The following is a 26,946-nucleotide window of genomic DNA, read 5'->3' on the forward strand; positions in this document are numbered from 1 at the left end:
TCCCATGAAGTCGCCGCTTGCGCCAGCGAACCGCGTTGCCCGCCGGTCATCGGGCACGCTGAGCGCGCACCGCAACGTTCCGGAGGAGACGCCGATCGCGCTTTCCTATGGCGGCACCACATACGCCGTCATGATGGGCACGCCGACCGATCTGGAGGATTTCGCACTCGGATTCTCGCTGACGGAAGGCATCATCCAGTCCGCCCATGAAATCGAAGACTTGCAGGTCGTGGATCTGGGCAGCGGTATCGACATCCAGATCGGACTTCGAGACTACGCCCGCGACCGCTTGAAAGCGAGGCGTCGCAGGATGGCCGGACCTGTGGGTTGCGGTCTGTGCGGCATCGAATCCATAGAGGAAGCCCTGCGCAAGCCGCAGTCCGTAACGGGCCACGCCCTTACACTCGAGGCTGGCGAACTCACGAACGCTGTCAGGCTACTGTCAGGTCAACAGCCACTGCATGCGCAGACGGGAGCCGTCCATGCAGCGGGATTCTACATTCCTGAAGACGGGCTCGTCGCGGTACGCGAAGATGTCGGCCGCCACAACGCGCTCGACAAGCTTGCAGGAGCGCTCTTGAACGCTAATATGAGCGGGCAGCGCGGCGCGGTCGTGGTGACGAGCCGCGTCTCCGTGGAGATGGTGCAGAAGACGGCCGTCATCGGCGCCTCCCTTATCGTCGCCGTTTCCGCTCCTACCGCCCTTGCAATACGCACGGCTGCGGAGGCCGGCATGACACTCGTGGCCTTGGTGCGTGGCGATGAGTTTGACATTTTCACTCATCCCTATCGCTTGACGGATGGAGCCGTAAGACATGTTGCATGAAAACAGTCACACGTCGCTCGTGGCCGCCAGAATCATACGCATGGCAAACCAGATCGGAACCTTCTTTGAATCCAAGCCAAGGGGAGAAGGCGTGACCGGCGTGGCCGAGCATATCAACAAGTTCTGGGAGCCGCGTATGCGCCGCCACTTTCTCCAACTGATCGAATCCGGCAGCGCTGGATTCAAATCAATCGTGCTCGAAGCCGCTGGACAGGTGCGCCGCCCCACGGAACCCGTCAGCTCCGCCGAAAACGGCAGTCAAGCTGACTTGGCTCGACCGAGAACAACCTATTGAGGCTGCACACCTAGCTTGGACGACACAGAGTGAGTGCATTCCGACAGATATTGTGCTGATTTAAGTGCGACTTCGTTCGAAACTGACACCGCAGCGCCTTCCATGTTCACGAGTCGTGCTCGATGTTGTAACCAAGTTCGAATGTCGCGTGGCCAGCAAAGTAGAAATGTCGCATGGCGGTGGGGACGGCCACGCCGAAAGCGCCCGACCGGGGCGGCGCTGGTCAGGGTTGCACAGCCGAGCGTGTCTCGGCGTCCAGGGAGTCCGGTGTCGCTTGGCAGTTAATCGTGAGAATGCGGTCGTTTCGGTCATGTTTGGCAGTTAATTGCGAGAATGGGGTAGCTCAGATTCTCAAATTAACTGCAATCGCATCGGGGTGAAGGTTACGAAATCCTTTGAATTTCACACGCCGTCTTCGGCAAATTCGACGCCGTTGCGTCGCCGGCCGGTGGTATCGGCCGGTCTGATCGCGACCGAGCTCAAATTACCCAGCGCGCCGCGCTCGGTCTGGTCGCCGAACTCAATATCCGGGAGGTGACGGGCAGGGGGCGCTACAGGGCGTGGCGGGTCATGTAGGGGCTAGAACAGGAACTGTTTCCAAAGACACGCTAAGGGTGAACTGAAAGCGCGAATGCGGCGATCGGCTCGCCCTTTCCGCGCTGATTGCATGATCGCTGCGCCGTTCGGCGACTTCCGGGGATGTGAAAAATCGAGCCGATCCGGTCGGTCCGGCGGGTAACCTCGAACGTCCAGAATGCAGCTGCCCTCATGCGTTCGATGTAGTCACGGCAGCGGGGCACTGGATTCCAAACATCAGCTTCGCCGTGGAAGGCGCGGATGGGTGCGGCACCGACATTGAGCTCTCCCTCAAGCATGAAGTTGCACGGCGCGTAGAAGGGCAGATGGGCGGCGAACCTGGCCTTGTCCGACCCGTAAAGCTCTTCGAAGCGCGTCATACTGGAATAGAGCGCTGCAATCCCGCCGCGCGAAAAGCCCATTACCGCAATGCGCTCCGGGTCGATGCGTGGGTCTGCCGCGAGCAGGTCGAGCGCGCGGAAGCTATCGATTATGTTGTTGAATTCCCCGACCCTGCCTTGAGCCGTGAATATTTCCTCAAAACCTCGGCCCGAGTAGCTGTCGATGCGCAATGTTGCGATACCGATGCGGTTGAGCACCTTGGCCCAGTTCCAAGCCATGGCGTTGCCCGGACCGCCTGACCCATCAAGCAGAATCACGGCGGGAAAGCGGTCCCCGGACGGCGACGGCAGCTGTAGCTTGGCCGACAACATGACAGGCTTTGCGTCTGCTTCCTTGCCTTTCAGGAACTGTTCGTCAGTCATGGTCAAGGAGGAGAAGGCAACAATCTCTTCTGGTGGCGCTGCCTGTGCCCAAAGTTCAGCACCAGGAGCCAGCAAAAGAAACAGAGCGACACGGAGCGGTTTAGCCAATCTGAAGCGTGCCATGGCTACGTCCTCGGAAGTAATGCGGATGCATATTGTGGCCGAAGCCTAGCATGAGGCTCGCTGAAACCAGAATGAAATCACCTGATGAGAGGTTGGCGTCGGCTGCTTTGGGTGGAAAATCGGACGATGTTTCAGGCTCCAGCTTCGCGCTATCCGTAAATCCGTGCAGCAGGAGGACGGGCACGCCGTTGGCATCGCCCATCGCCCAACTCGACGTAGGCGAGGGCGGACACCGTTCGGCAGCAGGGTCGTCCGCTTCAGCGCCGCAAAGTGGTCTTGGGAATGAGATTCAGCCACGCGTCCGGCCTTGATGCTCCTCAACAGACTACATGAAGCCGGAACGGTTGGGCATGTATTTCACGCAGTCGCCGACATGACGGCCCGGGCGCTGCTGCGCATCATAGCGCGTCTGAAAGCAAGGCACCCCGACCCGATCCGACCAATGCTTGTGGCAGCTTCGGCTCTCGCCGCTATGCCGACCACGGAAAGAAGCGTGACCCGCGCAGGACGAAACGAAGCGGAAGCAAAAATTGGAGCTTGACCTCCATGCCCGATTAAAGAAGCAGACGTTGCCGGTGACCATGCAGGGAGGTCGTGGTCGCGCCAAATCGCCTCCTGGAGAACGGCAGCGGCGTCTGAATCAGTACGTGCGACGGGTTGAACCTATATCCGGCCGGGGCTATTGTCCGTTGCATCGTTGGCGACAGGAATCGGTGATCCAGCGATGAGAGGGGACGCTCTCCGCCGTTGTTGGAGCGTACTTTCTTATGCCAAGTCTAGAGCGCGCCGCGGCATCGGGCGTTTATTCCCCCGAACAGCTTGCCGAACTGAGAGACATTTTCGACCAGACCTGCGCCTCACTTACGCTCGAAACCGATTCGCCTGAAGCCGATGACATCGCGGTCAAGATCCTCACTGTCTTCAAACTTGGCTATGATAAAGAGACAATGCTGGCATCGCTCCTCGGGACGCCGAACGAGCGTTCGTAGGCCGCCGCCATGTTTTCAGCGTTCCCGGAATCTCGGTCGATTTTCGATGTGCGACTTCCTTGAAATCAACGATGGCAGGTCGGGGACCGCCAGCGACCGTGGAACCGCCGATTTGATTATCCGAGCGATCAACGTTGTTGCTACCATCCGTGCTGTTGACGAGGAGGCCAACTGGCAGAATTGAGAGCCACTGGCAATTATCTCAGGCTGGATGTCGGTCTGGCGCTCACTGAGCTGACGACATGCTTGGATCGGGGCTCGGCATCCCTCATCGGGCTCATTCGGCCAATGAGGCGTTCGTATTCAGCCTTGGGCTCGCTGTAGCCGCCGTCAGCCAAAGCGATGAGGTTCTCGCGGTCCCGGACGACAATGTTGCCCCGCGTGGCGCGAATGAGGCCTTTCCCCTCCAGGATATGGATTGCTGTCGTAACACCGGGCCGTCTGACCCCGAGCATGATCGACAAAAACTCATGGGTGATGGTGATCGTATCGCCGGGCACTCTGTCATGACACATCAGCAGCCAACGCGACAGGCGCTGTTCGAGCGAGCAGCGGACGTTCACGAGCGCGGTGTAGCTCGCCTGGATCGAGAAACTGAGAGTGAACCGCAGCAGGAAAGGCCGAAGTGTCGAGCTTTCGGTAAGGGCGGCTGTGAAGGCCGCTGAAGCTATCCGATGTCCTCTTCCGGCCAGTTGCATGTAGCAATCGTGTGGGCTTCGGTCGTCAGTCATGACAATCGCAGTGCCGATCATGCCCTCGTAACCGATGACGCCGACCTCGGCGTCTCGTCCCAAGCGCATCTTGGCAACTGTGGAGGCGATGCCTTCTTCAGGGAAGTAGGCGAACTCAACCGGTTTCCGCTGCCGTTCGAGGTACATGTTCTTTGGCAGCGAACATGGTTCCAGATGGGGATTCAGCACGGCGAGATCATCCGCGCTCAACCGGCGCAGAAGTTCATTGCGGTAGGGAGTGATAGAAAAGGGAAACATGGCTCTCTCCTTGTTCAGGCAAGAGCATCGTCATCTCCCAGCCGTCCGCGCCCATTGGATGTGCAGACGATGTAGACATCCTACTCCGCAGCAATCATTAGAGCAACAATTGGATTGGCCGCATCAACGACGGCCTGTCTCGCGGCGGCGTCACCATCGAACGACACGCAAAGCCCGCGTGAAACCGCCAAGGCATGTCAGCCAGCTCACGATCAGTTTCCGTGCATTTTGGCATCAGGGCGCGGATGGCCCGGATCGCGGGTTCGGTGGATAGAATTTGCGAGCTCCGCCTGGAGCTCACATAAGCTTCGACGGCATCCTGGGGTCGACTTCACTGCAAGCGAGATGATCGCCATCTTCGCTCCTCCCAGCTCAATTTCTATGCAGGAGCCCGATGTGGCGACGGTATTCGGGGTTGTCGAGAAGCCGGAAGGTAGTCGGTACGCTACAAGACTAAATTAACGCGGCGTCAGGGCTGCGGTCCGGTTTCGTGGGCCGCCCTCGCGAACAGAAACTCGAGGATCATATTCCCCTCTTCATCAATAATCTCGAAGCTGTGGCCAAGTGGGGCTGGACGCCCGCTGAGCAGCGCCTCCGCGATGATCTCCTTGGCCGAGGTCATTGCCTCGTTCTCGACTGCCGATAGACCATCAAGATCAATCCCCTCGGGGTCTTCGTTGAGTTGTTGTCCATCTCGAACATTGAAGAAATACCGAGGCATGGCAGCATCTCCTTGTCCCTGCCAAGGTAGGCGCTCGCACTCCCCGGGTAAGTGCGGAAATCGCACCGAAAGGCTATCCGTCTGGTTTCAGACGCAAACTCCCTGTGGACGCCGCAACCACTCACGGCAGCCGTCTATCGGCGATCGATCTGGCACTTCGTCAATGATAGCAGCTTTCATAGGGAGGGAGTTTGCGTCAGCGAACTTCACACCGCAGTATGCGCCGGTCGAGGTCGCATCGTGGTCTCCTGAATGGCCGCAAAAAGCGGAACGCCTCCCATTGTGGAAGTGGGCTAGCGAAGGGCCTTTTCAGTCCATTTGCGCCAAAACGCAAGCAAGTCCGGATGACTGCATCGGGCACATGAGCGGCAGTAGGCAAACATGCCTGCCGGCGGATCCGCTCTGAACCTGTGTAGGTCGTGCTCGCGCCAGGAGCTGACTTCCTGGCGGTTACTGACGCACGGAGGCAACAACCGCCGCTAGCTCGGGTTGCCTGGCCATCGTTCAGTGACCGACGGCCGTTAGGAACTCCGGTAATTGCTCGACGTTGATTGGGAAGTTCAATTTTTGAGGGATTGGCCGCCGCTGCCGTCCCCCAGAAGCATCGCGGCAAAAAGGAACCGCCATGGACGACGGATTGATTTCGGTTCGCCCCGGCCATCAGATCGATCCTGATGCGGCGAAACATGCCTCTTGGCTGTGCGACAACCGATGCATCATTACGATCGGCGCTTCCGCCGGCGGCGTCGAGGCGCTGCAGCGGCTCATGAAGGAGTTGTCCGCGGATATTCCGGCAGCGGTTTTCATCGTGCTGCATGTCGGCGCGACGAGCCATCTTGCCGACATTCTCGACCGCGCGGGGCCACTTCCAGTGGTCAACGCGGTCAGCGGCGCACCGATAGAAATCGGGCGCGCCTATGTTGCGCCGCCGGGCGCTCATCTGCTGCTCCATGACAGCCATATGATGCTGCGGCGCGGGCCGCGCGAAAACCTGGCTCGCCCCGCCATAGATCCGCTGTTCCGTTCCGCAGCCTGCAGCTATGGCTCGAGAGTTGTCGGCGTGGTGTTGACCGGAAGTCTGTCGGACGGCACGGCGGGTCTTCGCGCCGTCAAGGCCTGCGGCGGAACCAGCGTCGTTCAGCATCCCGATGATGCCACGGTCCCGGACATGGTGCTGAGCGCACTGCGCCATGTAGAGATCGATCATTGCGTCCCGCTGTCGGGCATGGCGGCATTGCTGGGCAAGCTCGCGGGAGAGGCGGCAGGCGAGACGCCGGAGATACCGTCGGGCATTCGACTGGAAGCTGCGATCGCCGCACAGGAGCACGGAACCATGAAAACGGAAGATCGACTTGGCGACCTCTCAGTGTTTGTATGTCCAGAATGTCATGGCCCATTGTGGGAAATCGCAGATGGGCCGATGGTTCGCTACCGCTGCCACACGGGCCACGCCTTTACCGCGGATGTAATGATGGAAGCCCAGTCGAGCGAAGCTGAGCAGATCCTGTGGAGCCTGTTGCGTGCTCATCAGCAGCGCGCCGAACTGGCACGCCGCATGGCAAAGCGGGAAAGATTGCACAAGCGGCACGAACTTGCGGCCCAACTGTCTGAGCGGGCTAAGGAATACAAGGCTGACGCCGAACTGGTACAACAGATCATCGAGAAAAGACATGGTGGCGGGTCGCAGGTTCTTGAAACCGCGACCACCTCAGGGGGCAACGGTATCGATTGATGGACAGCAAGACGCCCAAGGGGACGGAGGAAGACCATCAGCCCGGCAAACGAGACGACGACTGCCCGGTGGTAGGCATCGGGGCGTCGGCGGGAGGCATCGCTGCGCTTCAGAACTTCTTTTCCAATACAGCAGCCGATAGCGGCCTCGCCTATGTCGTGGTCCAGCATCTCGACCCGAACTTGGCCAGTGAACTGCCGGAAATCCTGCAGCGTTCAAGCCTGATCAAGGCGACCGTCGTCAAAAACGAAGCCAAGATCGAGCCCAACAGGATCTATGTCATCCCGCCTGGAAAAGGCCTCACCATCAGCAAATGTCGTTTGCACCTCGCCAAGCAAATCGATGCCCGGACTAAGCGCACACCGATAGACGAGTTCTTCGTTTCGCTCGCAGAGGACCAGGGAGAGAATGCGGCCTGCGTCATTCTTTCAGGGACCGGCAGCGACGGAACCATCGGGCTGCGAGCGATCAAGGAACATGGCGGGCTGACGCTGGCGCAGGAAGGAGCCGAATACGACGGCATGATGCGCAGTGCGGTCAATACCGGGCTTGTCGATATGGTGATGCCAGCCGACCGTATGGCCCCGAAGCTTGCCGCATATTTCAAGCACGCCCACGCGGCGCGAAAGCGCAGTCCGGAAGGCCTGAATCGCGAGGCAGTCGATCATCTGTCGAGGATCGTGGCGCTATTGCGGGCGCGCACCGGCCACGATTTTAGCGGTTACAAGGACAATACCATCGTCAGGCGCATCCAGCGCCGCATGAAGGTGTTGCAGATCGAGAATCCGCAGGAATTTTGTGACCATCTCCGTCGGGAGCCGCGAGAAGTCGATTTCCTTTTTCAGGATCTGCTTATCGGCGTCACCAATTTCTTCCGCGATCCTGAAGCGTTCGAGGCGCTTGAGCGCGAGGCCATGCCGAAGCTGTTCCAGAATAAGGGGTCGGACGACGTGGTCCGGGTTTGGGTCCCGGGCTGCTCGACAGGAGAGGAAACCTATTCGATAGCGATGCTCCTGCGAGCGCAGGCCTCGAAAGGTCCTGCCGCTCCGAAGCTGCAGATTTTCGCAAGCGACATTGACGAGCGCGCTTTGGAAGTAGCCCGCATCGGGCGATATCCGGCAGCCATCGCTGAGGATCTATCCCCAAAACGCCTGAAGCAGTTCTTCACGCAGGAAGATGGTACTTACCGCATCAGCAGCGACCTGAGGGAGATCTGCCTTTTTTCACCGCACAACATGCTGCGCGATCCGCCGTTCTCCCGCGTCGACCTGATCTCGTGCCGCAACCTGCTCATCTATCTGGGGGCGGACTTGCAAGAGCGGGTTATCCCGCTCTTCCACTATGCGCTGAGGGACGATGGCTTTCTTTTCTTGGGTTCGTCGGAGAACATCACTCGGCACGCAAGCCTTTTTTCCACGATAGACAAGGCTAGCAGGCTGTTTCAGAAGCGCGCCCGGAGCAGCACCAGGCTCCCGGAATTCCCACTGACCGCACCGGTGCGTCGGCCGCAACTCAACCGAGCGGCCGATACAGCCGCGAGGTCGTCATTACAGGATCTTGCCGAGCGGGAACTGCTTGACCGCTACACTCCGGCCCATGTGATCGTCAACGCCGGCGGCGAAGTCCTGCATAGTTCGGCCGGAACGGGCAAATACCTCGAAATGGCAGCTGGTTCTCCCGACCACAACATCTTCACCATGGCCCGTAGCGGTCTGCGCCTGGACCTGCGCGCCACTGTCCACAAGGCGGTTTCGACGGGAAAGCCGGCCACCCACAACAATGTCACCGTGGCGACCGATGGTGGCCGCCAGGCAATCGATCTTGTCGTCCAGCCCCTCCGCCGAAGCGGCGATTCCGTGTTCATGGTGGTATTCCGGGATCAAGGAAGCTTGTGGACAGACGCCGAGACCGAAGTTCTCGAATCCGGCGAAGATGCGAAGAACCATGGAGTCAGCCACCTTGAAGCCGAACTGCGTGCGACGCGGGAACGGCTGCAGACGACGACGGAGGAGCTCGAGTCTTCCAACGAGGAGCTGAAGTCTGCCAACGAGGAATTGTCTTCGATCAACGAAGAGCTTCAATCATCAAACGAGGAACTCGAAACATCCAAGGAGGAACTCCAATCGATCAACGAGGAGCTTCAGACGGTCAACGCGGAACTCAACATGCGGGTGGAGGAACTGAGCCGCGCCAACAGCGATGTCTCAAATCTGCTGGAGAGCACGCAGATTGCAACCATTTTCCTCGACCGCGACCTGTGCATCAAAAGTTTCACGCCGGCCGCTAAGGATCTGTTCAGGCTGGTTGAGAGCGATATCGGCCGGCCGTTGATGCATGTGCGGGCGCGCTTTGCGTGCGATACGCTGCAGTCCGATGCCGAGCATGTATTGCACAAGCTTGGAACTGTTGAGCGACAGGTCGATTCCAGCGACAGCGATGCTCGCTACATAATGCGTATACTTCCTTACAAGACGACCGAGAACGTTATCGCCGGGCTGGTCATCACATTCGTCGACGTAACCCAGATTTCGTTGGCCGAAGCGCGAATCAAGTCGCTGTCCCAGAGCCTGAGGAACCGCGTCGAGAGCCTCGAGACCCTGCTTGACCTGGTACCGGTAGGCATCCTCATCACCGAGGACGGCGCTGCTGAAAGCTCCCGCGTCAACCGGCACGGGGCAGAACTGCTTGGGAGAACGCATGACAAAAACAAGCTAATTTCCATACCAATGGACATCCACCTCCGCAGGAATGGCTTCCGAATAGAGCCGCACGATCACCCTCTGACCAAGGCTGCTCGTACCGGTGAGTCAGTAACGAGCTTTGAAAGTGAGATCGAGCGCGAGGACGGTCGTCGTGTCGACATTCTGATGTCGGCGAACCCGCTCTTTGATGAGACGGGCAACGTGCGGGGCGCCATCGCGGCGATGATTGACATTTCGCAGCGAAAGGAAGCTGAGGCGCACCAGGAAATGTTGCTGCATGAATTGCAGCACCGGGTTAAAAATATCCTGGCCACCGTCACCGCGCTCGCCTCGCGTATGGTGAAGGGCAGCACCTCCATGGAGGACTTCTCGACGGCCTTTATAGACAGGCTCAGAGCTATGGCGCGGACACATGAAGTGCTGTCCCAGCACAAATGGGAAGGCGCGGACCTGAAAGCTCTGATCGAGACTGCGCTTTTGCCCTACATGACCAGCGATGGAGGCAACATCATTATCGAGGGTCCGGCGGTGCTGCTGAAGCCAAACACGGCCGCAACGCTCGGCATGGTTCTTTTTGAACTTGGGACCAACGCAGCCAAGCACGGGGCGCTTAATTCCCAAAATGGCTTGGTCGAACTGACTTGGTCGGTGCGCAAGACGGAACAGCCTCAACTGGAACTAAATTGGGTGGAACGTGACGGCGCGCCCGTCGCGGCAATGCAAGCCAGCGGCTTTGGAACCAACTTCATCCGCCGCAGTTTGCAGTATGAGCTAGGAGGGGCCGCTGAACTGAGGTTTGAACCTTCCGGCCTGAAATGCATACTCAACCTGCCGCTTTAGCGCCCTCGAGGCAAAATCAGATGAGTCACATCCAGCAAGCCGACGCAATGCCGCTTTCCGGCTTGCGTGTGCTGGTGGTCGAGGATGCGTTCCTTATTGCAGAAGATCTTGCCGACCAGCTTTCCATGTGGGGTTGCGAGGTGATCGGCCCCGATGGACACGTCAGCAGGGCTTTGGAACAGATTGGGGACAACGAGCTTGATGGGGCGCTACTGGACGTCAATCTCAAGAATGAGACAAGTTTTCCGATAGCCTCGGCTCTCGCCGCACGGGGCATTCCCTTCGTTTTCCTCACTGGCTATGACAGCGACACCGTCTTCCCGAACGAATTCCGCTCGTCGCCCAAGATTGGTAAGCCGGTGGATCCCGAACTGCTGGCTCGTGTCATGGAACAGCATTTTAAAAGAGCCAGCCACACCTGATGAACTTCTCAGGAACGGAGCATCGAAGAGCGTCGGTGCCGCCTGAACTACAGTTCAACCTCCTCGGAGTCTCGCGATCGTGCCGAAGTCATCGATGAGCTATTTGGCGTGAGCCGGCTAAATACCGAACGTCCGGCGAAGTCGCGGAGATGACCGGCTCGTCTGTCTTGAAAGCGTACCGGTGGGGCTCGCGGTATCGGCCCTGGCTCTTGCCTGACCCACGACGCCCGGCTTCCAGCCGACGCCGGCCCGCACCAGGAATTGATGCTCAGCCGGGAGGTACTCCATGACCTTGCACATCCTGCTTTGCAGCCCCTCTGCGCAAACTCTCGTTGCTTCCTGTAGGGGCTCTAATCGTCGCCCTTTGAAGCTGCAGGGATTTCGGAAGTCGCGGATGCGACGCCCGCGCTCCGAATGGACCGGCCTGGGAAGCGATGAAAGCAGCCTACATTGAAGTGACAGTGGCGGCCCTTGCGGATTGGGTTGCCTGGCGGTCCGAGGCACTGCTTGACGGCAGCAGAGCATGGCGGACGCTGATGCCGTGTTCTTCCGCCAGGAGCTGCGGTTGCCAGCACACAAGGGTTCTGTCGCAAATCGAGACTGATCACAACGGGAGCCTTGTGCGCAGCGGCTCAGGCGGCGAGGATCTCGAACTGCTCAGCGATGGATGGATCAGGGTTGAAGGCAAACCTCGCCTGCCGTTTGCGCATCATGTGAACCATCTCGATGCCCGAGAGGATAATTTTGGCACTCGCCATTGCCTTGAAGCCGAACATGGACCGGACACGTTTGATGCGCCGGTGATCCTGCTCGATCCGATTGTTGAGGTACTTGCTCTTACGGATGCGGATTGGTTTCATTGCTCGTCGCGATCGGTCGCGCAGGCGGTTTTCGGCATCGCAGGAAATGATCGCCTCGTGATTGGTCTGGCTGCCGTCGACGACGACGCGATCCGGTCTGCCGTGGCGCCCTAACGCCTTTTGGAGGAAGCGTTTGGCCGCTGGCAAGTCACGGTGTTCGCTGAAGAAGAATTCGACCGTATCGCCGACACTGTCGATCGCGCGGTAAAGATACATCCACTGGCCGCGGACCTTGATATAGGTCTCGTCCATATGCCACTTGCCAGTGACGGTTCGCTTGCGCCGGTTGAACCGTTCTAACAGCTGCGGCGAGAAGCGCACGACCCAGCGATGCACGGTGGAGTGATCGATGTTCAGGCCGCGTTCGGCCATCATCTCTTCCAGATCCCGCAGGCTCAGATTGTAGGTCAAGTACCAGCGTACGCACAGCAGGATCACTGATCCGTCGAAATGGCGGCCTTTGAACATAGCAACTCCTCGAAAATCGGAGGGCTTCATTGCCGGACATATGTTGCCATTCCGTTTGCGACAGAACCCAAGTAGTTCCGCCTCGTCGTAGACGCTTAGCTGGTTGGCTACCCTCACCACGGTACCCCCGTGGAGCACCATACATGGGATCGAAGGCAGTCGACTCGTCAACCCCTACGCGATCACAGCACCAAAGCGTCGGAAAGCAAGCCGATTACCCGCCGGAAGCTTTCCGCCTCGTCCGGCGCGTGATCAGGATTCACTTCGGTCACCGTCAACACTCGGCGGTTCGGCAGTGCAAGCAGTTCAGAAAGCGTGGCACTGAGTTCCTCAAAAGTAAGACCCACCCCGCGACGCGTGTTTTCCGAAAGCGGAAAATCGGCGAAGTCCAGCACATCAGCGTCGAGATGTATGAGGATTGTATCGAATGCGAGGGCCCATTGTGCGGCTCGGCGCGCAGCTTCGACGGGGCCCGCTTTCACCTCGTCGAGTTCGATCACTGCCAGATTGCGGGTTCTAACAGTATCTGCCTCGCCGCTCGTGACATTGGCGGCAGCGAAGACAGGACATCAGGAGCGCCAAGCATGGGCCGCCTTACAGCAAGGCCCGCCAGTTCATCGGCGACGCCAGGAAGGTCCAGGAGATGGGCGACACCCGTCCAGTCGAGTGCACCGTCACTCGCAGCAGGCGGGTTCAGATCGAGGTCGACATCGACATAGATTAGCCCGACAGAAGCGGAGCGTGAAAGCGTTCCCGCCACCACGCCGAGCTCGACCGTGCAGTCGCCGCCGAGGATGAGGAGGTTGTGCTCTTCGTGAAGTGCCGTGCTTACCACCTCCGCCAACGTCTTCGCGACGTCGCGCACTGCTTGGACATTCATTGCCTTCGGGTTCGACGGATCAGGCCGCCAGCGAAAGCCGGGCACGTCGCCTCGATCAAGCACAGTCAGACCCGACCGCCTCAACGCGGAGATCAATCCGTGGCGGCGGAACGTGGAAGGCGCCTTTTCCTGTCCTGGGGCGTAGGCTCCGGCACTGCTGGGAGCGCCGACGACGCTGAGCGTGCGGGCCATCTCCTCTACCTCTCAAAATCAAGACGAAACATCGTACCGCAGTTTAGCACGGCTGCGACGCGAGAGCCCGCCATCTGAGGCGCGCTCTCGCGCACGCACGCAGGCAGGCACGGAACTGGTCTCGCCGCGTTTTCAGCGAGCGAGTCCTCCTCCGCCAGACTTCAAAGGCTCGGCCTATCTCGCCTTCGCAATCGGGAATCTCACCCAGGTCGCGAACCTCGACGTCTGCTGCTGCGGCTAAGCGCTGTACTAAGCCCATGTCTATGAGGCGCAGGGGGTCAGCTCCAACCCTATCGCCGCGCACACCTCCATGAAACGGAGCCAAAACAACTGTCACGGGTATCATGGATGATAACGAAGCGGCTCAAATCCCGGGGTGTCAATATCAGTTGCGGAAGTGTTGGATTTCCGCTTCCACCAGGCGAAGCCGCTCATGACTGTTCCGGTTTGCAGCTGACAGGAGACTGCCAGCTATCGGGGCGAGTTCAGCGCACAGCTGCCATTCGGCAAGCGACCTCATTTCGGTCGTTCACTCTGAGATCGCAAATCCCAAAAGCTGAAGTGTACTGCCCTGCCTGGCTCTCTGTCTGCCAGAAGGCCAGGTAATCGCTCGACCGCATCATCATTCGTGATCGCGCGCGTGAATATAGATAAAGACATCGAAGACCGCGGCTCTATCCTGCATGGTCGTGTAGTGGTGGGGATGACTATTGCGATCGCCTTCAGGTCGCCGAGTGCATCCACAATTGAGAAACGCATCGCCTCGTCAGGCAAAGCCACAACCCTACAGAATATTTCCATCTGGCCTCGGCACATGTGGTTGGGAGACGGTTGAGGAAATGCTGAAGGCGGCGGGGTTTGCGCACGGCGCGCCGTTCGATCTCCGATGACCTGCTCAAGCACATCTCGCCGCTCAGTTGGGAGCACATCAACCTGACCGGCATCTATAGCTGGGACACCGAGCACCAAATGCCCGAAGGCTTCCGGTCACTCAGACTGCCGGCGAGGCGACTTCGTGCCGCTTGACGTTCACGCTTCGTTCGAGCTTAGCGTGTCTGGGGGAACAGTTCTTGTTCCGACCCCCTAATGGTTGAAGGGTGCCTTATTGGGGCCGATGGCCATCGAAGCAACAACTTATGGTCGCAAACGGCTGGATTGCCCGCCAGTCGACGCCAAACGGACTCGACCTGCGGCAGGTTTTCGATCAAAAAACCTCGGCATTGAATCTCGACGGCGAGATGCCCTTCCAGCGCTTGAAGGCCCGCGTGAAATGGGCCGGGTCACTGTAACCGAGACGGTACGCGATCTCGGTCATGCTGTGCTCGCCTTCGGCGAGCAGCCGGATTGCCTCGCTGCGCCGCGTCTCGTCGAGCAGGTCCTCGAATACGACCCCGCAATATTTAAGCCGCCGCTGCAGGGTCCTTGTCGACAGGCCGAGCCGCCTCGCCACCGCGTCGGCCGTCATCTTGCCGGATTCGGCCAATGTCCGGCTGACGAGCCGCGCCGCCACGACCGTCGTTCTCAGCCCCTCTGCGGCCTTAGACGGCACGCCTTCGCCTTTTGTCAGCGGCAGGTCGAGCAGTTCGCGGTCGAACTCGACCATGTCGTCGTCGCAACCCATCTCGATGTCGGGCCGAGACACGCCTCCAGCGCCTCGCTGCCTCGTGTCGCCTCAGCCGACAGGTGCACACGGATCGCCGAAGGCTCGCCAGTGAGCAGTGGTACTTTGCGCAACACCGCCAGGCTGCCCAAGATGAACTGCCGCGGGTCGAACTCCGAGCGCCCTTCGAAGCGGAAATGGATCCGGGCGGTGCGGCCGTCGATCAAGAAGCGAACGTCCGATCCACGGTGCAGCATCCGCGCACTAGCCGCCGCACGCGTGCACGCGTGGGCGATGTCCGGGGCGGTCAGCACGGATCGTCCCCAATCGCCGAGTTCCTGCAACTGGGTCAGAGAGCCTACGTACGCCCCCGCGAACGCATCGTTCGCGATGTGCGCCATTTCGTTCCCCACATGAAAGCACTGATCGCGCGGGATCCAGCCGTCAGCGTTCTGGAACAGATTAGGCGACATGCCCAGCCGTTGGAAGAATTCAATCGAAGAGACGCCCCGCGTTGCCAGATAAGGTGCGATCTGAAGAAAGCTGCGGATTCGTATCGAGGGAGCGGAATCTAGCATTTGCAGCCGAATTTGGCACCAAACGGCAAGACGAGGTGGGTGTACTATAGCAATATGAGATCGATTGAAAAGTCGTTGCGTGCCTGACACAACGAGAGTTTATAGCTATTTGAAAAGCTTCGGCACAATGCCGATTAATGGAGGGAACGATGTCCAGCAAGATCATAGTCAGCGTCGCTATGCTTCTAGTGTCGGCGGCGCCCCTGGCGGCTCAGGACGCCGGAGCGCTTTCCGCCGACAAGGCAGGCAAGGCGCATCCCTCGCGCCCCGACTATTCGCCCTATGCGGACCGCAAGTTCCCGGTGCAGCCTTTCTTCGGCGACACCCACCTGCACACCTCGTTCTCGATGGATGCGGGTGCGTTCGGAGCCCGGCTGCCACCCCGCGATGCCTACCGCTTCGCCCGTGGAGAGCAAGTGACGTCCTCGACCGGCCTGCCGGTCAAGCTCTCGCAGCCGCTCGATTTCCTCGTGGTGGCGGATCACTCCGACAACATGGGCTTCTTCCCCGACCTGTTTGCCGGCAAGCCCAACATGCTGGCCGACCCGACCGGCAAGAAGTGGTACGACATGATCAAGTCGGGCAAGGGCGCGGAGGCGGCGATCGACATCATCGTCAGCTTCTCGCACAACAAGTTTCCCGATGACCTGATGTATTTCCCAGGCACCAAGGCCTACCGCAATGCCTGGAACGAGACGATCGCGGCGGCGGAAGAATACAACGAGCCCGGACGCTTCACCGCCTTCATCGGCTATGAATGGACATCCAACACCGGCGGCAACAACCTGCACCGCAACGTGATCTTCCGCGACAATGGCGACAAGGCGAGCCAGGTCGACCCCTTCACCGTCTATCCGCCCTATGGCAGCGACAATCCCGCCGACCTGTGGAAATGGATGCAGGCTTATGAAGACAAGACCGGCGGCGACGTGCTGGCAATCGCTCACAACGGCAATCTCAGCAACGGACTGATGTTCCCGACCGTCGAAGCGTTCGGCAAGAAACTCGACAAGGACTATGTCGAGACGCGCGCCAAATGGGAGCGCCTGTTTGAGGCCTCGCAGACCAAAGGCACCGGCGAGGCGCATCCGGCCCTGTCGCCCAACGACGAGTTCGCCGATTTCGAAATATGGGACAAGGGTAATCTCGACGGCAGCGTGGCCAAAAAGCCCGAGATGCTGGAGTTCGAATATGTACGCTCGGCCTTCAAGAACGGGCTCAAGCTGGAGAAGGAACTCGGCACCAACCCCTACAAGTTCGGCCTCATCGGCAGCAGCGACGCGCACAACTCGCTGTCGGCGCTGGCAGAGGATAATTTTTTCGGCAAGACAGTGCCCCAGGAGCCGAGCCCCGAGCGCATGATTGCGGCCTTCATCGACAACAAGCAGACCGGCGTGAAGATCATGGACTGGGAGGTCGGCGCATCGGGCTACGCTGCCGTGTGGGCCGAGGAGAACACGCGCGAATCGATATGGGACGCGATGCAACGCAAGGAAACCTACGCCACGACCGGACCACGCATGGCGGTGCGCTTCTTCGGCGGCTGGGAATTCACCGCCGCCGACGCCGAGGAGCGCCAGCCTGCCTATGTCGGCTACACCAAGGGCGTGCCGATGGGCGGCGACCTCGGCGAGGGCCCCGAAGGCAAGGCGCCGACCTTCCTGGTGGCGGCGCTGAAGGACCCGATCGGCGCCAATCTCGACCGCTATCAGATTGTCAAGGGCTGGATGGAGGCCGACGGCACGCTGCAGGAGAAGGTCTACGACGTCGTCTGGGGCGGCGACCGCCAGCCAGGTGCCGACGGCAAGCTGCCGCCGGTCGGCGATACAGTCGACGTGGCCAATGCGAAATGGACCAACACGATCGGTGCGCCGGAACTTATCGCGGTGTGGACCGATCCGGATTTCGACCCGTCCGAGCCCGCGTTTTATTACGGCCGCGTCATCGAGATTCCGACCCCCCGGTGGACGGCTTACGATGCCAAGTTCTTCGGCACGACGCCGCTCGACGGTACCAGGATGAAAGTTCAGGATCGCGCCTATACCTCCCCGATTTGGTATGATCCTGCCGGCTAAAAGACATGAAACCGCGGCATTGCGAATCGAATGGACCTGCTACGGGCGTTAGGAAAGTGCTTTTGCGCTCAACCCTTGTCCTCACGGCGTTGTGGTCGGTCGCAACCGACAGTATCGCCTGCGGGTACGAGAACCCCACTGCCATCTCGCTTGGCATTCTGAACTGGTCATATCCCGAAGCACTTCATATACGAACCGCGGTCTGGCAGGCTGAGAACACGGGCCTGCTGCAGCCGCGTGGCAAACCGCCGACAACTGGCTTGCTCGCCTTCTACAGGGCTGCGGCAAGCATGAACCGGCTTGGCGGTCTCCTCGAAGGAGCAAAGGAGCAGACACCGGCAACTTTCTCCATCGTACTCATCCCGCAGGTTATGTGGACCCGCTTTGTGCCGGACGGCGATCTTGTGAGGGTGATGACGCATGCGCCGGGGCCGCTGGCGGGCGAAGCAGTGGTCGTCACAAATGAAAAGGTCGTGCGGGCCCTGCTGGACAGGCGTCTGGGGTTGCGTGATGCTGAAATGCAGGGACTGCTGCGCATCTACGGCGAGGAAGCCAAGCAGGTGGCCGTACGCGACGCTTTGGCGGTCGCTGTGCGGAGCGAGGCCAAAGCTGTCCGAAAGCATGCGAGTGCCGCTTTGCAGGAGGGACAATGAGCATAGCTCAGGAACGTAGAACGGCCCATCATTCCGCGGCGACAATCGCATGCACCACGGTGGTCTTTCTGCTCCTGCCGGCGCTCGGTACCCCTGCTTTCGCTCATGACGCGTCGGGCGTCGCCGGCGGCTTCGCGTCCGGTTTCCTGCATCCGATCCTCGGCTGGGACCATGTGGCGGCGATGGTGGCTGTCGGCCTGTGGGGCGCCTTCCTCGGCGCGCCGGCGATCTGGTTGCTGCCGATCATCTTTCCCCTCGTGATGGCTTTTGGCGGCACCCTGGGAATCGCCGCCGTTCCGCTTCCGGCGGTCGAAACCGGCATCGCCGCCTCGGCCGTCGTGCTCGGCGTCATGGTGGCGCTGGGGGCGAGGCCACCGCTCTGGGTGGCGGCTATCATTGTCGGCGCCTTCGCGATCTTCCACGGCCACGCGCACGGCACGGAGTTGCCGGCCGCCGCCGATGCCGTCGCCTATGCCGTCGGGTTTGTCATCGGAACCGGGCTTCTGCATCTGGCAGGCATCACCTTCGGCCTTGCGTCAAAGTGGGAGGGCGGGAGGGTCGCGGTCCGGGCCGCTGGCGGGGCGATTGCGGTGACCGGACTCGCCTTCCTGACCGGGTTCGCATGAAGGCGCAGTTCGTCCTTGCAACCCTCCTGATGGCGGGCGCTTGCGGCCCCGCCATGGCCCACGCACCGATCAAGGGCATCGGCATTTTCTATAACGGCCTCCTTCACCCCGTCCTCGTGCCGGCGCATCTGCTTGTGCTGGCGGCCGTCGGTCTGCTGATCGGGCAACACGCTCCCCGCGTGAGCCGCCTTGCACTGCCCGCATTCGCGGCAGCTCTCACGGTGACGCTGGCGCTGACCGACGCTTCGCCGCGTGCTCTGCAGCAATGGCCGCTGCTCGCCATCGCGCTGGCCGCCGGACTGGCTGTCGCGCTTGCCCGGGCGGGCAGCCTGGTCGTGACCGCGCTCGCCCTAGGGGCGGGCGTTGCCGTGGCGCTGGATTCGGCGCCCGACGGCGTCCCCGACGAACAGATCTGGCTTGCGCTTTCCGGCACCGGCCTCGGCGCCGCCCTGGTCGTTACCTATGTCGGTGGGTTTGCCGCCTGGCTCGAGCTGCCCTGGCAAAGGACAGCGATCCGCGCCGCCGGCTCGTGGATCGCCGCGGGCGCGCTCCTCGTACTGAGCTTGGACCTTTTCCCGGCCGCGAGCCCTCCCGCATGAGACGTGTTCGCCAGTTGCTTTCCGAACCGCTTATCCACTTCCTGATCATCGGTGTCGCAGTCTTCGGCGTCTGGTCCGTCCTCGACCGCTCGCCGCGCGACAGCGACCCGCGGGTGATCGAGGTGGGACCCGGCCGCATCGCGCAGCTTTACGAGACATTTTCACGTACCTGGCAGCGGCCCCCGACGCCCCTTGAGCTGAATGGCCTTATCGAGGCGTTTGTGAAGGAGGAGATCTTCTACCGGGAGGGCGCCAGGATGGGTCTCGACCGCGACGACACCGTCATCCGCCGGCGAATGCAGCAAAAGATGGAATTCCTGTTCGAGCCGAGCGAGGCCGAATTGAATCCGTCCGATGAGGAACTCCGAGCCTATATCGCGGAGAACGCGGCAACCTTCCACGTTCCGGTCCGTATCGCCTTCCGGCAGGTATTCTTCGACCCGACCAGACACGGCGAGACGCTGAAAACCGACATTGATAGACTGCTCGCCGCAATCGAGGCGGACGAGAGCGGCGAGGTTCCGACCGGCGCGGGCGATCCGACGCTGCTACCCCCAGCGATGCCGCTTATGGAGACCGATAAGATCGCCGCCAATTTCGGGGCCGAGTTCGCCGAAGCGCTCATCGCAGCGCCGGCCGGGCGCTGGACGGGCCCCCTCACGTCGACCTTCGGCCAGCACCTAGTGTTCGTCGACGACCGGACGGAGAAACGCGATCCCACGCTCGACGAGGTCCGCGATCTGGTGCTGCGCGAATGGCAGTCCGCGAAGCGGCGCACAATTGCGGACGAACGATACGGGGCGATGCGTGCGGACTACCGGGTAATCGTGACTCTGCCGGGCGACGACACGACGTCCACTGACGGTGCGGACCGCGACTGATGTGGCCGTTGGCGATCTTCCTCTTCGTGCTTTTCGGTGTTGGCGGCGCCACCGCGCACGAACTGCGCCCGGCCTACCTCGAAATCACGGAGACGGCGCCCGAGCAGTATTCCGTCCTCTGGAAGGTACCTGCGCGCGGCGAATACCGGCTATCGCTGCATGTCGACCTTCCCGAGGCCTGCACGGAAGTGACGACGCCAGTGACAGCGATTGTCGAGGCGGCATCCACGAGCCGGTGGAATGTCCGCTGCGATGGCGGGCTGGCCGGGCGGACGATTTCCGTTGACGGTCTCGTCGCTACCTATACCGACGCCCTCGTCAGGATAATGCGCGCTGACGGTACGGTCCAGACAGCACGGCTGGCGCCAGACTTCCCCGAAGTGGCAGTGGCCGCCGTATCGACCGCCACTGACACCGCCCGGACCTACCTCCTGCTCGGCGTTCAGCACATCATGCTGGGCCTCGACCACCTGCTTTTCGTGCTTGCATTGCTCCTGCTCATTCGCGAACCGCGCACGCTCGTCGCCACCATCACCGCTTTCACCGTCGCGCACTCGATCACGCTCGCCTTCGCCGCGCTCGGCCTTGCGGCCGCTCCGCAGGCGCCGACAGAAGCCCTGGTCGCACTCAGCATCGTATTTGTCGCGGCCGAGATCGTCCGCAAGCAACGTGGGCACGCCGATATTGCCGGCCGCTACCCCTGGCTGATCGCATTTCTCTTCGGATTGCTGCATGGCTTCGGGTTCGGCGGCGCGCTGCGCGAGATCGGATTGCCGCAGAAGGACGTGCCGCTGGCGCTGCTTACTTTCAATCTCGGCGTCGAGGCCGGCCAACTCCTTTTCGTCACGCTGGCGCTTGCCACCATCGCGAGTCTGAGGAAGCTGCTCGCTTTCTCCGTCGAACGACCGCGGCTGGTGACCGCCTATATCATCGGCTCGCTATCCGCGGCCTGGTTCGTGCAGCGCGTCATCGCCTTCGGGGGGTGAGGAATGGAGTGTGACCAATGAGATGTCATGTCGGTAAAGCTGGAATTTTAATGGCCCTGTTCCTGGCTTCCTTTTCGGTCGAAAGGGCCTTCGCACAGGCTGAGGTCGAGGCAGACGCCGCCAAGATTCTTGGCGCGATGTCGGAGTATCTTGGTTCGCTCCAACGCTTCTCAGTCGACTACGACGTGGAGACGGATGTCGTGTCCTATGACGGGCAGAAGCTTCAGTTCGCCAGCTCGGGCGAAATAAAGGTGCAAAGGCCCGACAAGCTTCACGCATCCCGCAAAGGCGCGATCGCCGATCTGGAACTGATCCTTGATGGCAGCGCGCTGACACTCTACGGCAAAAAAGCGAATGCGTTCTTCCAACTGCCCGCCACGACCATAGACCAAGCTGTCGATGCCCTTCGCAACGATGTTGGCTTCGATGCACCTGGAGCCGACCTTCTCTCCGAGAAGCCCCTGCAGCACGCTGAAACGGATATCGCCAGCGGCATGCATGTCGGGATGGCGTTTATCGACGGCGTCGAGGTCCACCATCTCGCTTTCCGAGGCAAGGAGGTAGACTGGCAGCTTTGGGTGACCGACGGCGAGAAACCCTTGCCGCTCAAATACGTCATTACCAGCAAATGGGTTGCAGCCTCTCCCGAATATTCGATCGAGTTCAGAAACTGGAACACAGCGCCGACGATCGATAATTCCAGCTTTGTCTTCACGCCTTCAAAGGATGCGAAGAAGCTCGAAACATTTGCCGTCGACGAGATTGGCGAAATCGACCTGGCCGGGGAGTGACGGTGATGAGATTTACGTTTCGCAAAGGCATGGTCCTTGCCCTCTCGCTGGTGACTTTCCTCCAGATCGATCCGGCGGCGGTCGTGACAAACCATTCATTGCTCTCGGAAGCCAATGCTCGGATAGGTCACCCCGCCACTCCGGGGAGCGTGGCTGGCGTGGCCCGCCGCACGACCCGTCGGACTGTTCGGCGGTCGGCAATCTACATCAGCGCGCTGCCTGCGGGCTGCGCACGTGTAACCGTCTACGGCACATTGGTTTGGCGATGCGGTGGGACTTACTATCAGTCCTCCGGGTCGAGATACGTCGTCGTCTATGTGGACTAGCAGCCGCTCCCGAAGCTCTGTCGAGCGCGCTTGTTCGGCTTCCAGTGCTGGACGCGCTCGGGGCATTGTGGCGGCCGTGGCGCTGCTCACTCTTCTGGAGGGCTGCGCCAGCCGCCCGACGGGTGTCCTTTCGCCGGTAGCCGATACCGCGCCGTCCACCAGCAGGGTCGAGATGCTGGTCGCGACAACGCGCGGCCGGGCTTCGAAACAAGGTGAGATGTTCGCCGGGGAACGCGGAATGACGCCGGCCTTCGCCGAGATCACCGTGTCGATTCCGCCCGACAATGTCCGCAAAGTCGGCGAGGTCGCCTGGCCAAAAAAACTGCCCTCGAATCCCGCGACGGATTTCGCAACCCTGCGGGCGGAGGAAGTCTCTCGGGATACGGCCGAAAATTGGCTCAAGATGTCCGTTTCGCAGAATTCGGATCGCAGCGTCCTTGTTTTCATCCACGGCTTCAACAACCGGTTCGAGGACTCGGTCTACCGTTTCGCCCAGATCGTCCATGATTCAGGAACGCGCAGCGTTCCGGTGCTGGTCACCTGGCCCTCACGGGGTAGTCTTCTCGCCTATGGATATGACCGCGAAAGCACCAACTATACGCGCAATGCATTGGAGAGCCTGTTTCAGTATCTGGCGCGCGATGCAGGCGTTAAAGAAGTTTCCGTCCTGGCCCACTCGATGGGAAACTGGCTGGCGCTGGAGTCTCTTCGGCAGATGGCGATCCGCAATGGCCGCTTCCCGCCCAAATTCAAGAACGTCATGCTGGCAGCGCCCGACGTCGACGTCGACGTTTTCCGGTCGCAGATCGCCGACATGGGAGCTCCGCGCCCACAATTCACACTCTTCGTCTCGCGTGACGATCGGGCTTTAGCGGTATCGCGGCGCGTCTGGGGCGATGTGACCCGGCTGGGTTCGATCGATCCGGAGCAGGAGCCCTACAGGACCGAACTCGCGGCCAACAACATCTCGGTCATCGACCTTACCAAGATCAAAGCGGGCGACGATCTTCATCACAGCAAGTTCGCCGAGTCGCCCGAGATCGTCCAGCTCATCGGCACCCGTCTCTCGAGCGGACAGGCGTTGAGCGACAATCGGTTGGGCCTTGGCGACCACATCGTCACCGCGACCGCGGGTGTGGCGCATGCAGCCGGCACCGCGGCGGGGCTGGTAATCGCCGCCCCCGTTGCGGTGGTCGATCAGAACACACGGGACAACTTTGCCGGCCACGTGGGAGCGCTGAGCGCAACTGTAGCTGGCGGGCCAGCAACGGGCAGCCCAGTCATTATCGATTGCGTTTCCGCGATTACAACCGCGACGAAGCCATGTGGCCGTTAGCGCGCGGAGGAAGACGAAGTGCTGCTGCGCGGCAAAGGGCGCAGAGACCGCGTCATGCCCATTCCTCAGGATCTGGCGAGAGCACTGACGGCCTTGATGGACGAACCTGGAATCGCCAGCACGAGCCGCGACCGATATTCGTCGGCGCCCGCAATGAGCGCCTGACGCGCTTCGGAGCAACCTATATGGTGCGGCGTGCGGCCGCCCGGCCCAGGAACTGGTGTGGTGCAGGCCAGGCCGGTAGCGAAGAACATTTGCCCACTCCTGCGCCCGAGGTCGAATTTCTCGATCACCGCCACGACCACGTGATCTTTTGCGTCACCTAGTTGCCTGTGACCTCCCAGCTGTCATCTGGGTTGAACAGATTGAACGCGTCAACTTTGGCATCGGTATCCGGTCCGAGATCGGCCTCGTAGACGATGCCCCGATGGCTGACGACTAAGGTGCGGACGCCCGCTTCGTATAAGTGACGGGTCAAGCGATCAGAGCAAATCCGGCAATCACGTTGCCGTTGATAGCATAGTCGTAGGCCGCAACACCACCGCAATGGCAAACATGACCGCGGTTACCCAGCGCCACGGACCTTCGCATGTGGAGTTCCTCGTCGTGCCGCTGCAATGTTGTCGCCTTGTCCGGCCAGGGTACCGAATCGGTAGCCGAAATAGCCCTCGTCCTTCTTTGCCTGGTCGAGCGCCGCCTCATCGGCGAAGGCGCCTGCCGGGCTGACGGTTCACCTCGTTGGCCGGCCAGTAGAGCCCGTCGGTCTGTTCCTCGCCGCTCAACAGCTTCTGTGCATATTCGAGGACGCCGTCGCCTTGCGTTGACCCCCGTTGCTAGAAGCCTAACCTGGGCCGCCATTCACCCGTACTCGCGGATGGCGTGGACAAATCGCGCAGCGCTACGGCGTGTCCCTCACCACCTCCAAGGGGGCCTTGCTCTTTTTCGAGGCCTCGTAAGCCTGATGTGCGGCGGCCGCGGTCCCTCCACCACCCTCGACGTGAACGGTCGGATAGGCGATTTTGATGCCGTTTTCCACGAAAGCCGTCTTGATCATCATGAGGGCGCGTCGCCTAATCGTGAATTGGGTACCGGGCTTCGTCATCAACTTCATCCGCAGGATGACCGCGAAATCGCCAAGACTATCGATGCCCTGCATCTTGAGCGGTTCGATCGTGTCGCCTGCAAATTCCGGATCGGCGGCCAGCTCCTGGCCGATCTTCTTGATAAGCTTGCGCGCCAAGTCGACGTCGGAATCGTAGGTCACGCCAATCGTCATCTTGTCGATCGCCCAATCCCGGCTCATGTTCTGGATCGCCCCGAGCTCACCAAACGGGACGGTATAGACGGGGCCGCGATGATGGCGCAGCCGAACCGACCGCAGGCTGAATGATTCGACCGTGCCCTTATAGCTGCCGCTCTGGATGTATTCGCCGACCCGAAAAGCATCGTCCATCATGTAGAACACGCCGCTCAGCACGTCCTTGACCAGGGTCTGCGAGCCGAAACCGATAGCGATGCCGAAGATGCCGGCGCCCGCAATGAGGGGAAGTATCTGCACGCCCAGCCCAGCGAGGATCGTCAGCGCGGTGACGGCGGCTATGAACACGGCAAGGGCGTTGCGGAAGATCGGCAACAGCGTGCGCAGCCGACCGCTGCGGGCCAGCTCATCGGCGCTGCTCCCATCCGCCGGAGCGAGGTTCATCCGATATTCGATCAACGCCTTCGACAGTTGCCAGAGCAGGTCGGCGATCAGCAGAATGATGATGCCGTTAAGCAGTCCGGTTATCAGGAAGCCAGCGGTTTCGCTGCCGACGACGCTCGCGGCCCTGACCCGCCAGATATAGGCCAGCCATGCGACAGCCGCGGCAATGACCACTGCCCTGGCGCCCCTAACAATGAGCACGTTGAGTACCACGCCCATCGCGCCGCTGCGCTTTGACCTGCCGGCAAAGGCGCGAGCCGCGTCGCCGACGCCGCGCACGGCTGTCGGCAGCACCAGGGCGAAAATCCCGAGCCAGAGGACGCCGAGCAGGCCGGCCACCCAGGCCACCCACAGCACGATCAGGACCAAGGTGAGAAACGATTGCTTGACCAGAGAGCCTCGCCTGTCGGGCCGCCTCCAGACGACGTCGACCGCGGTTGCCAAAATACCAAGCCCGAACAGGAAGGCGGCCAGCCCTGCGACCTCTCGGGAGAAGCCCAGTCCAGGCATGAGGCTGGCGATCGCCCAGCCGAAAAACAGAAAGCCGGCCACGAGGCTGATCCGCCAACGCCAGAAACGAGTCGATGCGTCACTTTCGAAAAGCGGAGCCGGCTTCCCCGGTGCTTCACTCGTCGCGCCGCCGAACGCAAACAGCAATCGGGCTGCCGTGCGAACGGCACGGAACGCGATGAATGCAAGAAGCAAGGTCAGAATGATCCTGCGCATCAAGGGTGGCCATTCGAATGCCAGGAACGAACCGGTGCTGGCTATGGCAAAGGTCAGCAGGGTGACGGCTTCGAAGAGGATTGCCTGACCAACGTCTTCTTGGGCAACCACGCTCCTCGTCCCGGCGAGCGCTCGTTGGACCAGCCACTCGGCTCCGAAGCCGACCGCAATCAAGACTGCCAGGATGCCTATAACCAGCCCTGGCCTGCCTGAGTTCACGTCACGCGAGACAACGTCAGCGGCGCGCGCCAATTCTTCCGGCAGGCGCGGGATCGCAGCGCCGAGCGCTCCGATGCGGGCACGAATACCCGCCTCCAGGTTCAAGATGTTGTCAGAAATAGATAGGCCGGGCTCGTCCGTGGCCGCAGGAATTTTTCCCTCGAGCCATGCCTTTAGTTCCGGATCGGACAAAAGCTCGAGGAACTGCTTCGCCTTTTCGGGCGGGACCTCGGGAGACGACTGTTGAGCGAGCGAAGTTCCCTGCAAGAGCGCTAGCAAGATCACGGCGACAACTGGCAAGAACCCGAGTCGAATGAGCATGTTCTTCATGAGCCCCCCGAGTTTTTTAACGTCACAGCTGCTTCCGCACAAAGCAGCTCCCTCAATAGCCAGACTGTGCTGGCCAAATGCTACGTCTCCGGGAAGACAGCGGTAAGGATGTTTTTCGTCAAACAGTAATGCGCTTAAA

28 protein-coding genes and 3 pseudogenes are annotated in these 26,946 nt (G+C 60.7%); 18 read left to right on the top strand and 13 right to left on the bottom strand.

Translation table 11 applies throughout. The features are described from left to right. The first annotated feature begins 4 nt into the window (after positions 1 to 4). The 3 genes from fdhD (at position 5) to ABVK50_RS28540 (ending at position 1,697) form a co-directional block, all read left to right on the top strand. Positions 5 to 826, top strand: coding sequence for a formate dehydrogenase accessory sulfurtransferase FdhD (gene fdhD / locus ABVK50_RS28530; protein WP_353646157.1), 822 nt, complete (start codon positions 5 to 7; stop codon positions 824 to 826). Next, on the top strand, positions 816 to 1,121 hold the full coding sequence (locus ABVK50_RS28535; RefSeq protein ID WP_353646158.1) for a formate dehydrogenase subunit delta: 306 nt from the start codon (positions 816 to 818) through the stop codon (positions 1,119 to 1,121). Before fdhD ends, ABVK50_RS28535 begins: the two co-directional genes overlap by 11 nt. Positions 1,122 to 1,628: 507 nt before the next feature. Next, positions 1,629 to 1,697, top strand: a complete 69-nt coding sequence (locus tag ABVK50_RS28540) for a helix-turn-helix domain-containing protein (RefSeq protein ID WP_353646168.1) — start codon at positions 1,629 to 1,631, stop codon at positions 1,695 to 1,697. Between the two features lie 32 nt (positions 1,698 to 1,729). Here the strand turns inward: ABVK50_RS28540 and ABVK50_RS28545 are convergent, their stop codons facing one another. Continuing rightward, positions 1,730 to 2,584 (bottom strand): hypothetical protein, encoded by an 855-nt coding sequence (locus ABVK50_RS28545; protein WP_353646159.1) that lies wholly within the window; start codon positions 2,582 to 2,584, stop codon positions 1,730 to 1,732. Next, positions 2,562 to 2,786, bottom strand: a complete 225-nt coding sequence (locus ABVK50_RS28550; protein ID WP_353646160.1) for a hypothetical protein — start codon at positions 2,784 to 2,786, stop codon at positions 2,562 to 2,564. The genes ABVK50_RS28545 and ABVK50_RS28550 overlap by 23 nt, the downstream gene beginning before the upstream one ends. 565 nt (positions 2,787 to 3,351) lie before the next feature. On the opposite strand from ABVK50_RS28550, the gene ABVK50_RS28555 reads away from it, so the two are divergent. After that, positions 3,352 to 3,573, top strand: a complete 222-nt coding sequence (locus tag ABVK50_RS28555; RefSeq protein WP_353646161.1) for a hypothetical protein — start codon at positions 3,352 to 3,354, stop codon at positions 3,571 to 3,573. A gap of 197 nt (positions 3,574 to 3,770) precedes the next feature. Here the strand turns inward: ABVK50_RS28555 and ABVK50_RS28560 are convergent, their stop codons facing one another. Together ABVK50_RS28560 and ABVK50_RS28565 are read right to left on the bottom strand one after the other, a co-directional pair. Continuing rightward, the gene (locus ABVK50_RS28560; protein WP_353646162.1) at positions 3,771 to 4,514 is read right to left on the bottom strand and encodes a Crp/Fnr family transcriptional regulator; all 744 of its coding nucleotides are present in this window, start codon (positions 4,512 to 4,514) and stop codon (positions 3,771 to 3,773) included. Positions 4,515 to 5,031: 517 nt separating this feature from the next. Continuing rightward, the gene (locus tag ABVK50_RS28565) at positions 5,032 to 5,283 is read right to left on the bottom strand and encodes a hypothetical protein (RefSeq protein ID WP_353646163.1); all 252 of its coding nucleotides are present in this window, start codon (positions 5,281 to 5,283) and stop codon (positions 5,032 to 5,034) included. Between the two features lie 625 nt (positions 5,284 to 5,908). Here ABVK50_RS28565 and ABVK50_RS28570 point away from each other — a divergent pair. Both ABVK50_RS28570 and ABVK50_RS28575 read left to right on the top strand, forming a co-directional pair. Then, positions 5,909 to 7,015, top strand: a complete 1,107-nt coding sequence (locus ABVK50_RS28570) for a chemotaxis protein CheB (RefSeq protein ID WP_353646081.1) — start codon at positions 5,909 to 5,911, stop codon at positions 7,013 to 7,015. Continuing rightward, positions 7,015 to 7,548: pseudogene (locus tag ABVK50_RS28575) on the top strand (chemotaxis protein CheB); the annotation flags it as partial. The gene ABVK50_RS28570 and the pseudogene ABVK50_RS28575, both read left to right, overlap by 1 nt. Here the strand turns inward: ABVK50_RS28575 and ABVK50_RS28580 are convergent. Beyond that, the gene (locus ABVK50_RS28580) at positions 7,444 to 7,683 is read right to left on the bottom strand and encodes a hypothetical protein (RefSeq protein ID WP_353646180.1); all 240 of its coding nucleotides are present in this window, start codon (positions 7,681 to 7,683) and stop codon (positions 7,444 to 7,446) included. The pseudogene ABVK50_RS28575 and the gene ABVK50_RS28580 sit on opposite strands and share 105 nt — an antisense overlap. Before the next feature lie 21 nt (positions 7,684 to 7,704). Here ABVK50_RS28580 and ABVK50_RS28585 point away from each other — a divergent pair, with 21 nt between their 5' ends. Further along, positions 7,705 to 10,557 carry a CheR family methyltransferase gene (locus ABVK50_RS28585; protein WP_353646169.1) on the top strand — a complete coding sequence of 951 codons (2,853 nt, stop codon included), beginning with the start codon at positions 7,705 to 7,707 and terminating at the stop codon, positions 10,555 to 10,557. Positions 10,558 to 10,577: 20 nt separating this feature from the next. Beyond that, positions 10,578 to 10,979 (top strand): hypothetical protein, encoded by a 402-nt coding sequence (locus ABVK50_RS28590; protein WP_353646082.1) that lies wholly within the window; start codon positions 10,578 to 10,580, stop codon positions 10,977 to 10,979. Between the two features lie 632 nt (positions 10,980 to 11,611). On the opposite strand, the gene ABVK50_RS28595 is transcribed toward ABVK50_RS28590, so the two are convergent. The 3 genes from ABVK50_RS28595 to ABVK50_RS28605 all read right to left on the bottom strand — a co-directional run bounded on the left by ABVK50_RS28595 (position 11,612) and on the right by ABVK50_RS28605 (position 13,379). Beyond that, positions 11,612 to 12,307, bottom strand: coding sequence for an IS6 family transposase (locus ABVK50_RS28595; protein ID WP_353646083.1), 696 nt, complete (start codon positions 12,305 to 12,307; stop codon positions 11,612 to 11,614). Positions 12,308 to 12,489: 182 nt separating this feature from the next. Next, positions 12,490 to 12,807, bottom strand: coding sequence for a hypothetical protein (locus tag ABVK50_RS28600; protein WP_353646084.1), 318 nt, complete (start codon positions 12,805 to 12,807; stop codon positions 12,490 to 12,492). Continuing rightward, complete coding sequence (locus ABVK50_RS28605; protein ID WP_353646085.1) at positions 12,804 to 13,379, bottom strand: arginase family protein; 576 nt, start codon at positions 13,377 to 13,379, stop codon at positions 12,804 to 12,806. The genes ABVK50_RS28600 and ABVK50_RS28605 overlap by 4 nt, the downstream gene beginning before the upstream one ends. Positions 13,380 to 14,252: 873 nt before the next feature. On the opposite strand from ABVK50_RS28605, the pseudogene ABVK50_RS28610 reads away from it, so the two are divergent. Beyond that, positions 14,253 to 14,405: pseudogene (locus ABVK50_RS28610) on the top strand (hypothetical protein); the annotation flags it as partial. Positions 14,406 to 14,583: 178 nt separating this feature from the next. Here the strand turns inward: ABVK50_RS28610 and ABVK50_RS28615 are convergent. Further along, positions 14,584 to 15,557: pseudogene (locus ABVK50_RS28615) on the bottom strand (helix-turn-helix domain-containing protein). Positions 15,558 to 15,706: 149 nt separating this feature from the next. On the opposite strand from ABVK50_RS28615, the gene ABVK50_RS28620 reads away from it, so the two are divergent. The 9 genes from ABVK50_RS28620 to ABVK50_RS28660 all read left to right on the top strand — a co-directional run bounded on the left by ABVK50_RS28620 (position 15,707) and on the right by ABVK50_RS28660 (position 23,830). Further along, positions 15,707 to 17,632, top strand: a complete 1,926-nt coding sequence (locus tag ABVK50_RS28620) for a DUF3604 domain-containing protein (protein WP_353646086.1) — start codon at positions 15,707 to 15,709, stop codon at positions 17,630 to 17,632. A gap of 62 nt (positions 17,633 to 17,694) precedes the next feature. Continuing rightward, entirely contained in the window at positions 17,695 to 18,285 is a 591-nt protein-coding gene (locus tag ABVK50_RS28625; RefSeq protein WP_353646087.1) for a hypothetical protein, read from the top strand. Beyond that, a complete protein-coding gene (locus ABVK50_RS28630; protein WP_353646088.1) occupies positions 18,282 to 18,911 on the top strand; it encodes a HupE/UreJ family protein in 630 nt (209 codons plus the stop codon). Before ABVK50_RS28625 ends, ABVK50_RS28630 begins: the two co-directional genes overlap by 4 nt. Beyond that, positions 18,908 to 19,510, top strand: coding sequence for a HupE/UreJ family protein (locus ABVK50_RS28635; protein ID WP_353646089.1), 603 nt, complete (start codon positions 18,908 to 18,910; stop codon positions 19,508 to 19,510). The genes ABVK50_RS28630 and ABVK50_RS28635 overlap by 4 nt, the downstream gene beginning before the upstream one ends. Then, on the top strand, positions 19,507 to 20,391 hold the full coding sequence (locus tag ABVK50_RS28640) for a peptidylprolyl isomerase (protein WP_353646090.1): 885 nt from the start codon (positions 19,507 to 19,509) through the stop codon (positions 20,389 to 20,391). The genes ABVK50_RS28635 and ABVK50_RS28640 overlap by 4 nt, the downstream gene beginning before the upstream one ends. Then, positions 20,391 to 21,377, top strand: a complete 987-nt coding sequence (locus ABVK50_RS28645) for a HupE/UreJ family protein (RefSeq protein ID WP_353646091.1) — start codon at positions 20,391 to 20,393, stop codon at positions 21,375 to 21,377. Before ABVK50_RS28640 ends, ABVK50_RS28645 begins: the two co-directional genes overlap by 1 nt. 50 nt (positions 21,378 to 21,427) lie before the next feature. After that, entirely contained in the window at positions 21,428 to 22,168 is a 741-nt protein-coding gene (locus tag ABVK50_RS28650) for a DUF2092 domain-containing protein (protein WP_353646092.1), read from the top strand. Between the two features lie 5 nt (positions 22,169 to 22,173). After that, positions 22,174 to 22,494, top strand: a complete 321-nt coding sequence (locus tag ABVK50_RS28655) for a hypothetical protein (protein ID WP_353646093.1) — start codon at positions 22,174 to 22,176, stop codon at positions 22,492 to 22,494. Then, positions 22,484 to 23,830 (top strand): alpha/beta hydrolase, encoded by a 1,347-nt coding sequence (locus ABVK50_RS28660; RefSeq protein WP_353646094.1) that lies wholly within the window; start codon positions 22,484 to 22,486, stop codon positions 23,828 to 23,830. The genes ABVK50_RS28655 and ABVK50_RS28660 overlap by 11 nt, the downstream gene beginning before the upstream one ends. Before the next feature lie 65 nt (positions 23,831 to 23,895). Here ABVK50_RS28660 and ABVK50_RS28665 read toward each other — a convergent pair whose 3' ends face one another. The 4 genes from ABVK50_RS28665 to ABVK50_RS28680 form a co-directional block, all read right to left on the bottom strand. Next, positions 23,896 to 24,084, bottom strand: a complete 189-nt coding sequence (locus tag ABVK50_RS28665) for a hypothetical protein (RefSeq protein WP_353646095.1) — start codon at positions 24,082 to 24,084, stop codon at positions 23,896 to 23,898. Positions 24,085 to 24,152: 68 nt separating this feature from the next. After that, positions 24,153 to 24,383 carry a DUF2950 family protein gene (locus tag ABVK50_RS28670; RefSeq protein WP_353646096.1) on the bottom strand — a complete coding sequence of 77 codons (231 nt, stop codon included), beginning with the start codon at positions 24,381 to 24,383 and terminating at the stop codon, positions 24,153 to 24,155. 145 nt (positions 24,384 to 24,528) lie between these two features. Then, positions 24,529 to 24,612 carry a hypothetical protein gene (locus ABVK50_RS28675; RefSeq protein WP_353646170.1) on the bottom strand — a complete coding sequence of 28 codons (84 nt, stop codon included), beginning with the start codon at positions 24,610 to 24,612 and terminating at the stop codon, positions 24,529 to 24,531. 116 nt (positions 24,613 to 24,728) lie between these two features. Further along, the gene (locus tag ABVK50_RS28680) at positions 24,729 to 26,807 is read right to left on the bottom strand and encodes a mechanosensitive ion channel family protein (protein ID WP_353646171.1); all 2,079 of its coding nucleotides are present in this window, start codon (positions 26,805 to 26,807) and stop codon (positions 24,729 to 24,731) included. Between the last annotated feature and the right edge of the window lie 139 nt (positions 26,808 to 26,946).

The organism is Mesorhizobium sp. WSM2240, from assembly GCF_040438645.1.
In the GTDB taxonomy this organism is placed as follows: Bacteria; Pseudomonadota; Alphaproteobacteria; order Rhizobiales; family Rhizobiaceae; genus Allomesorhizobium.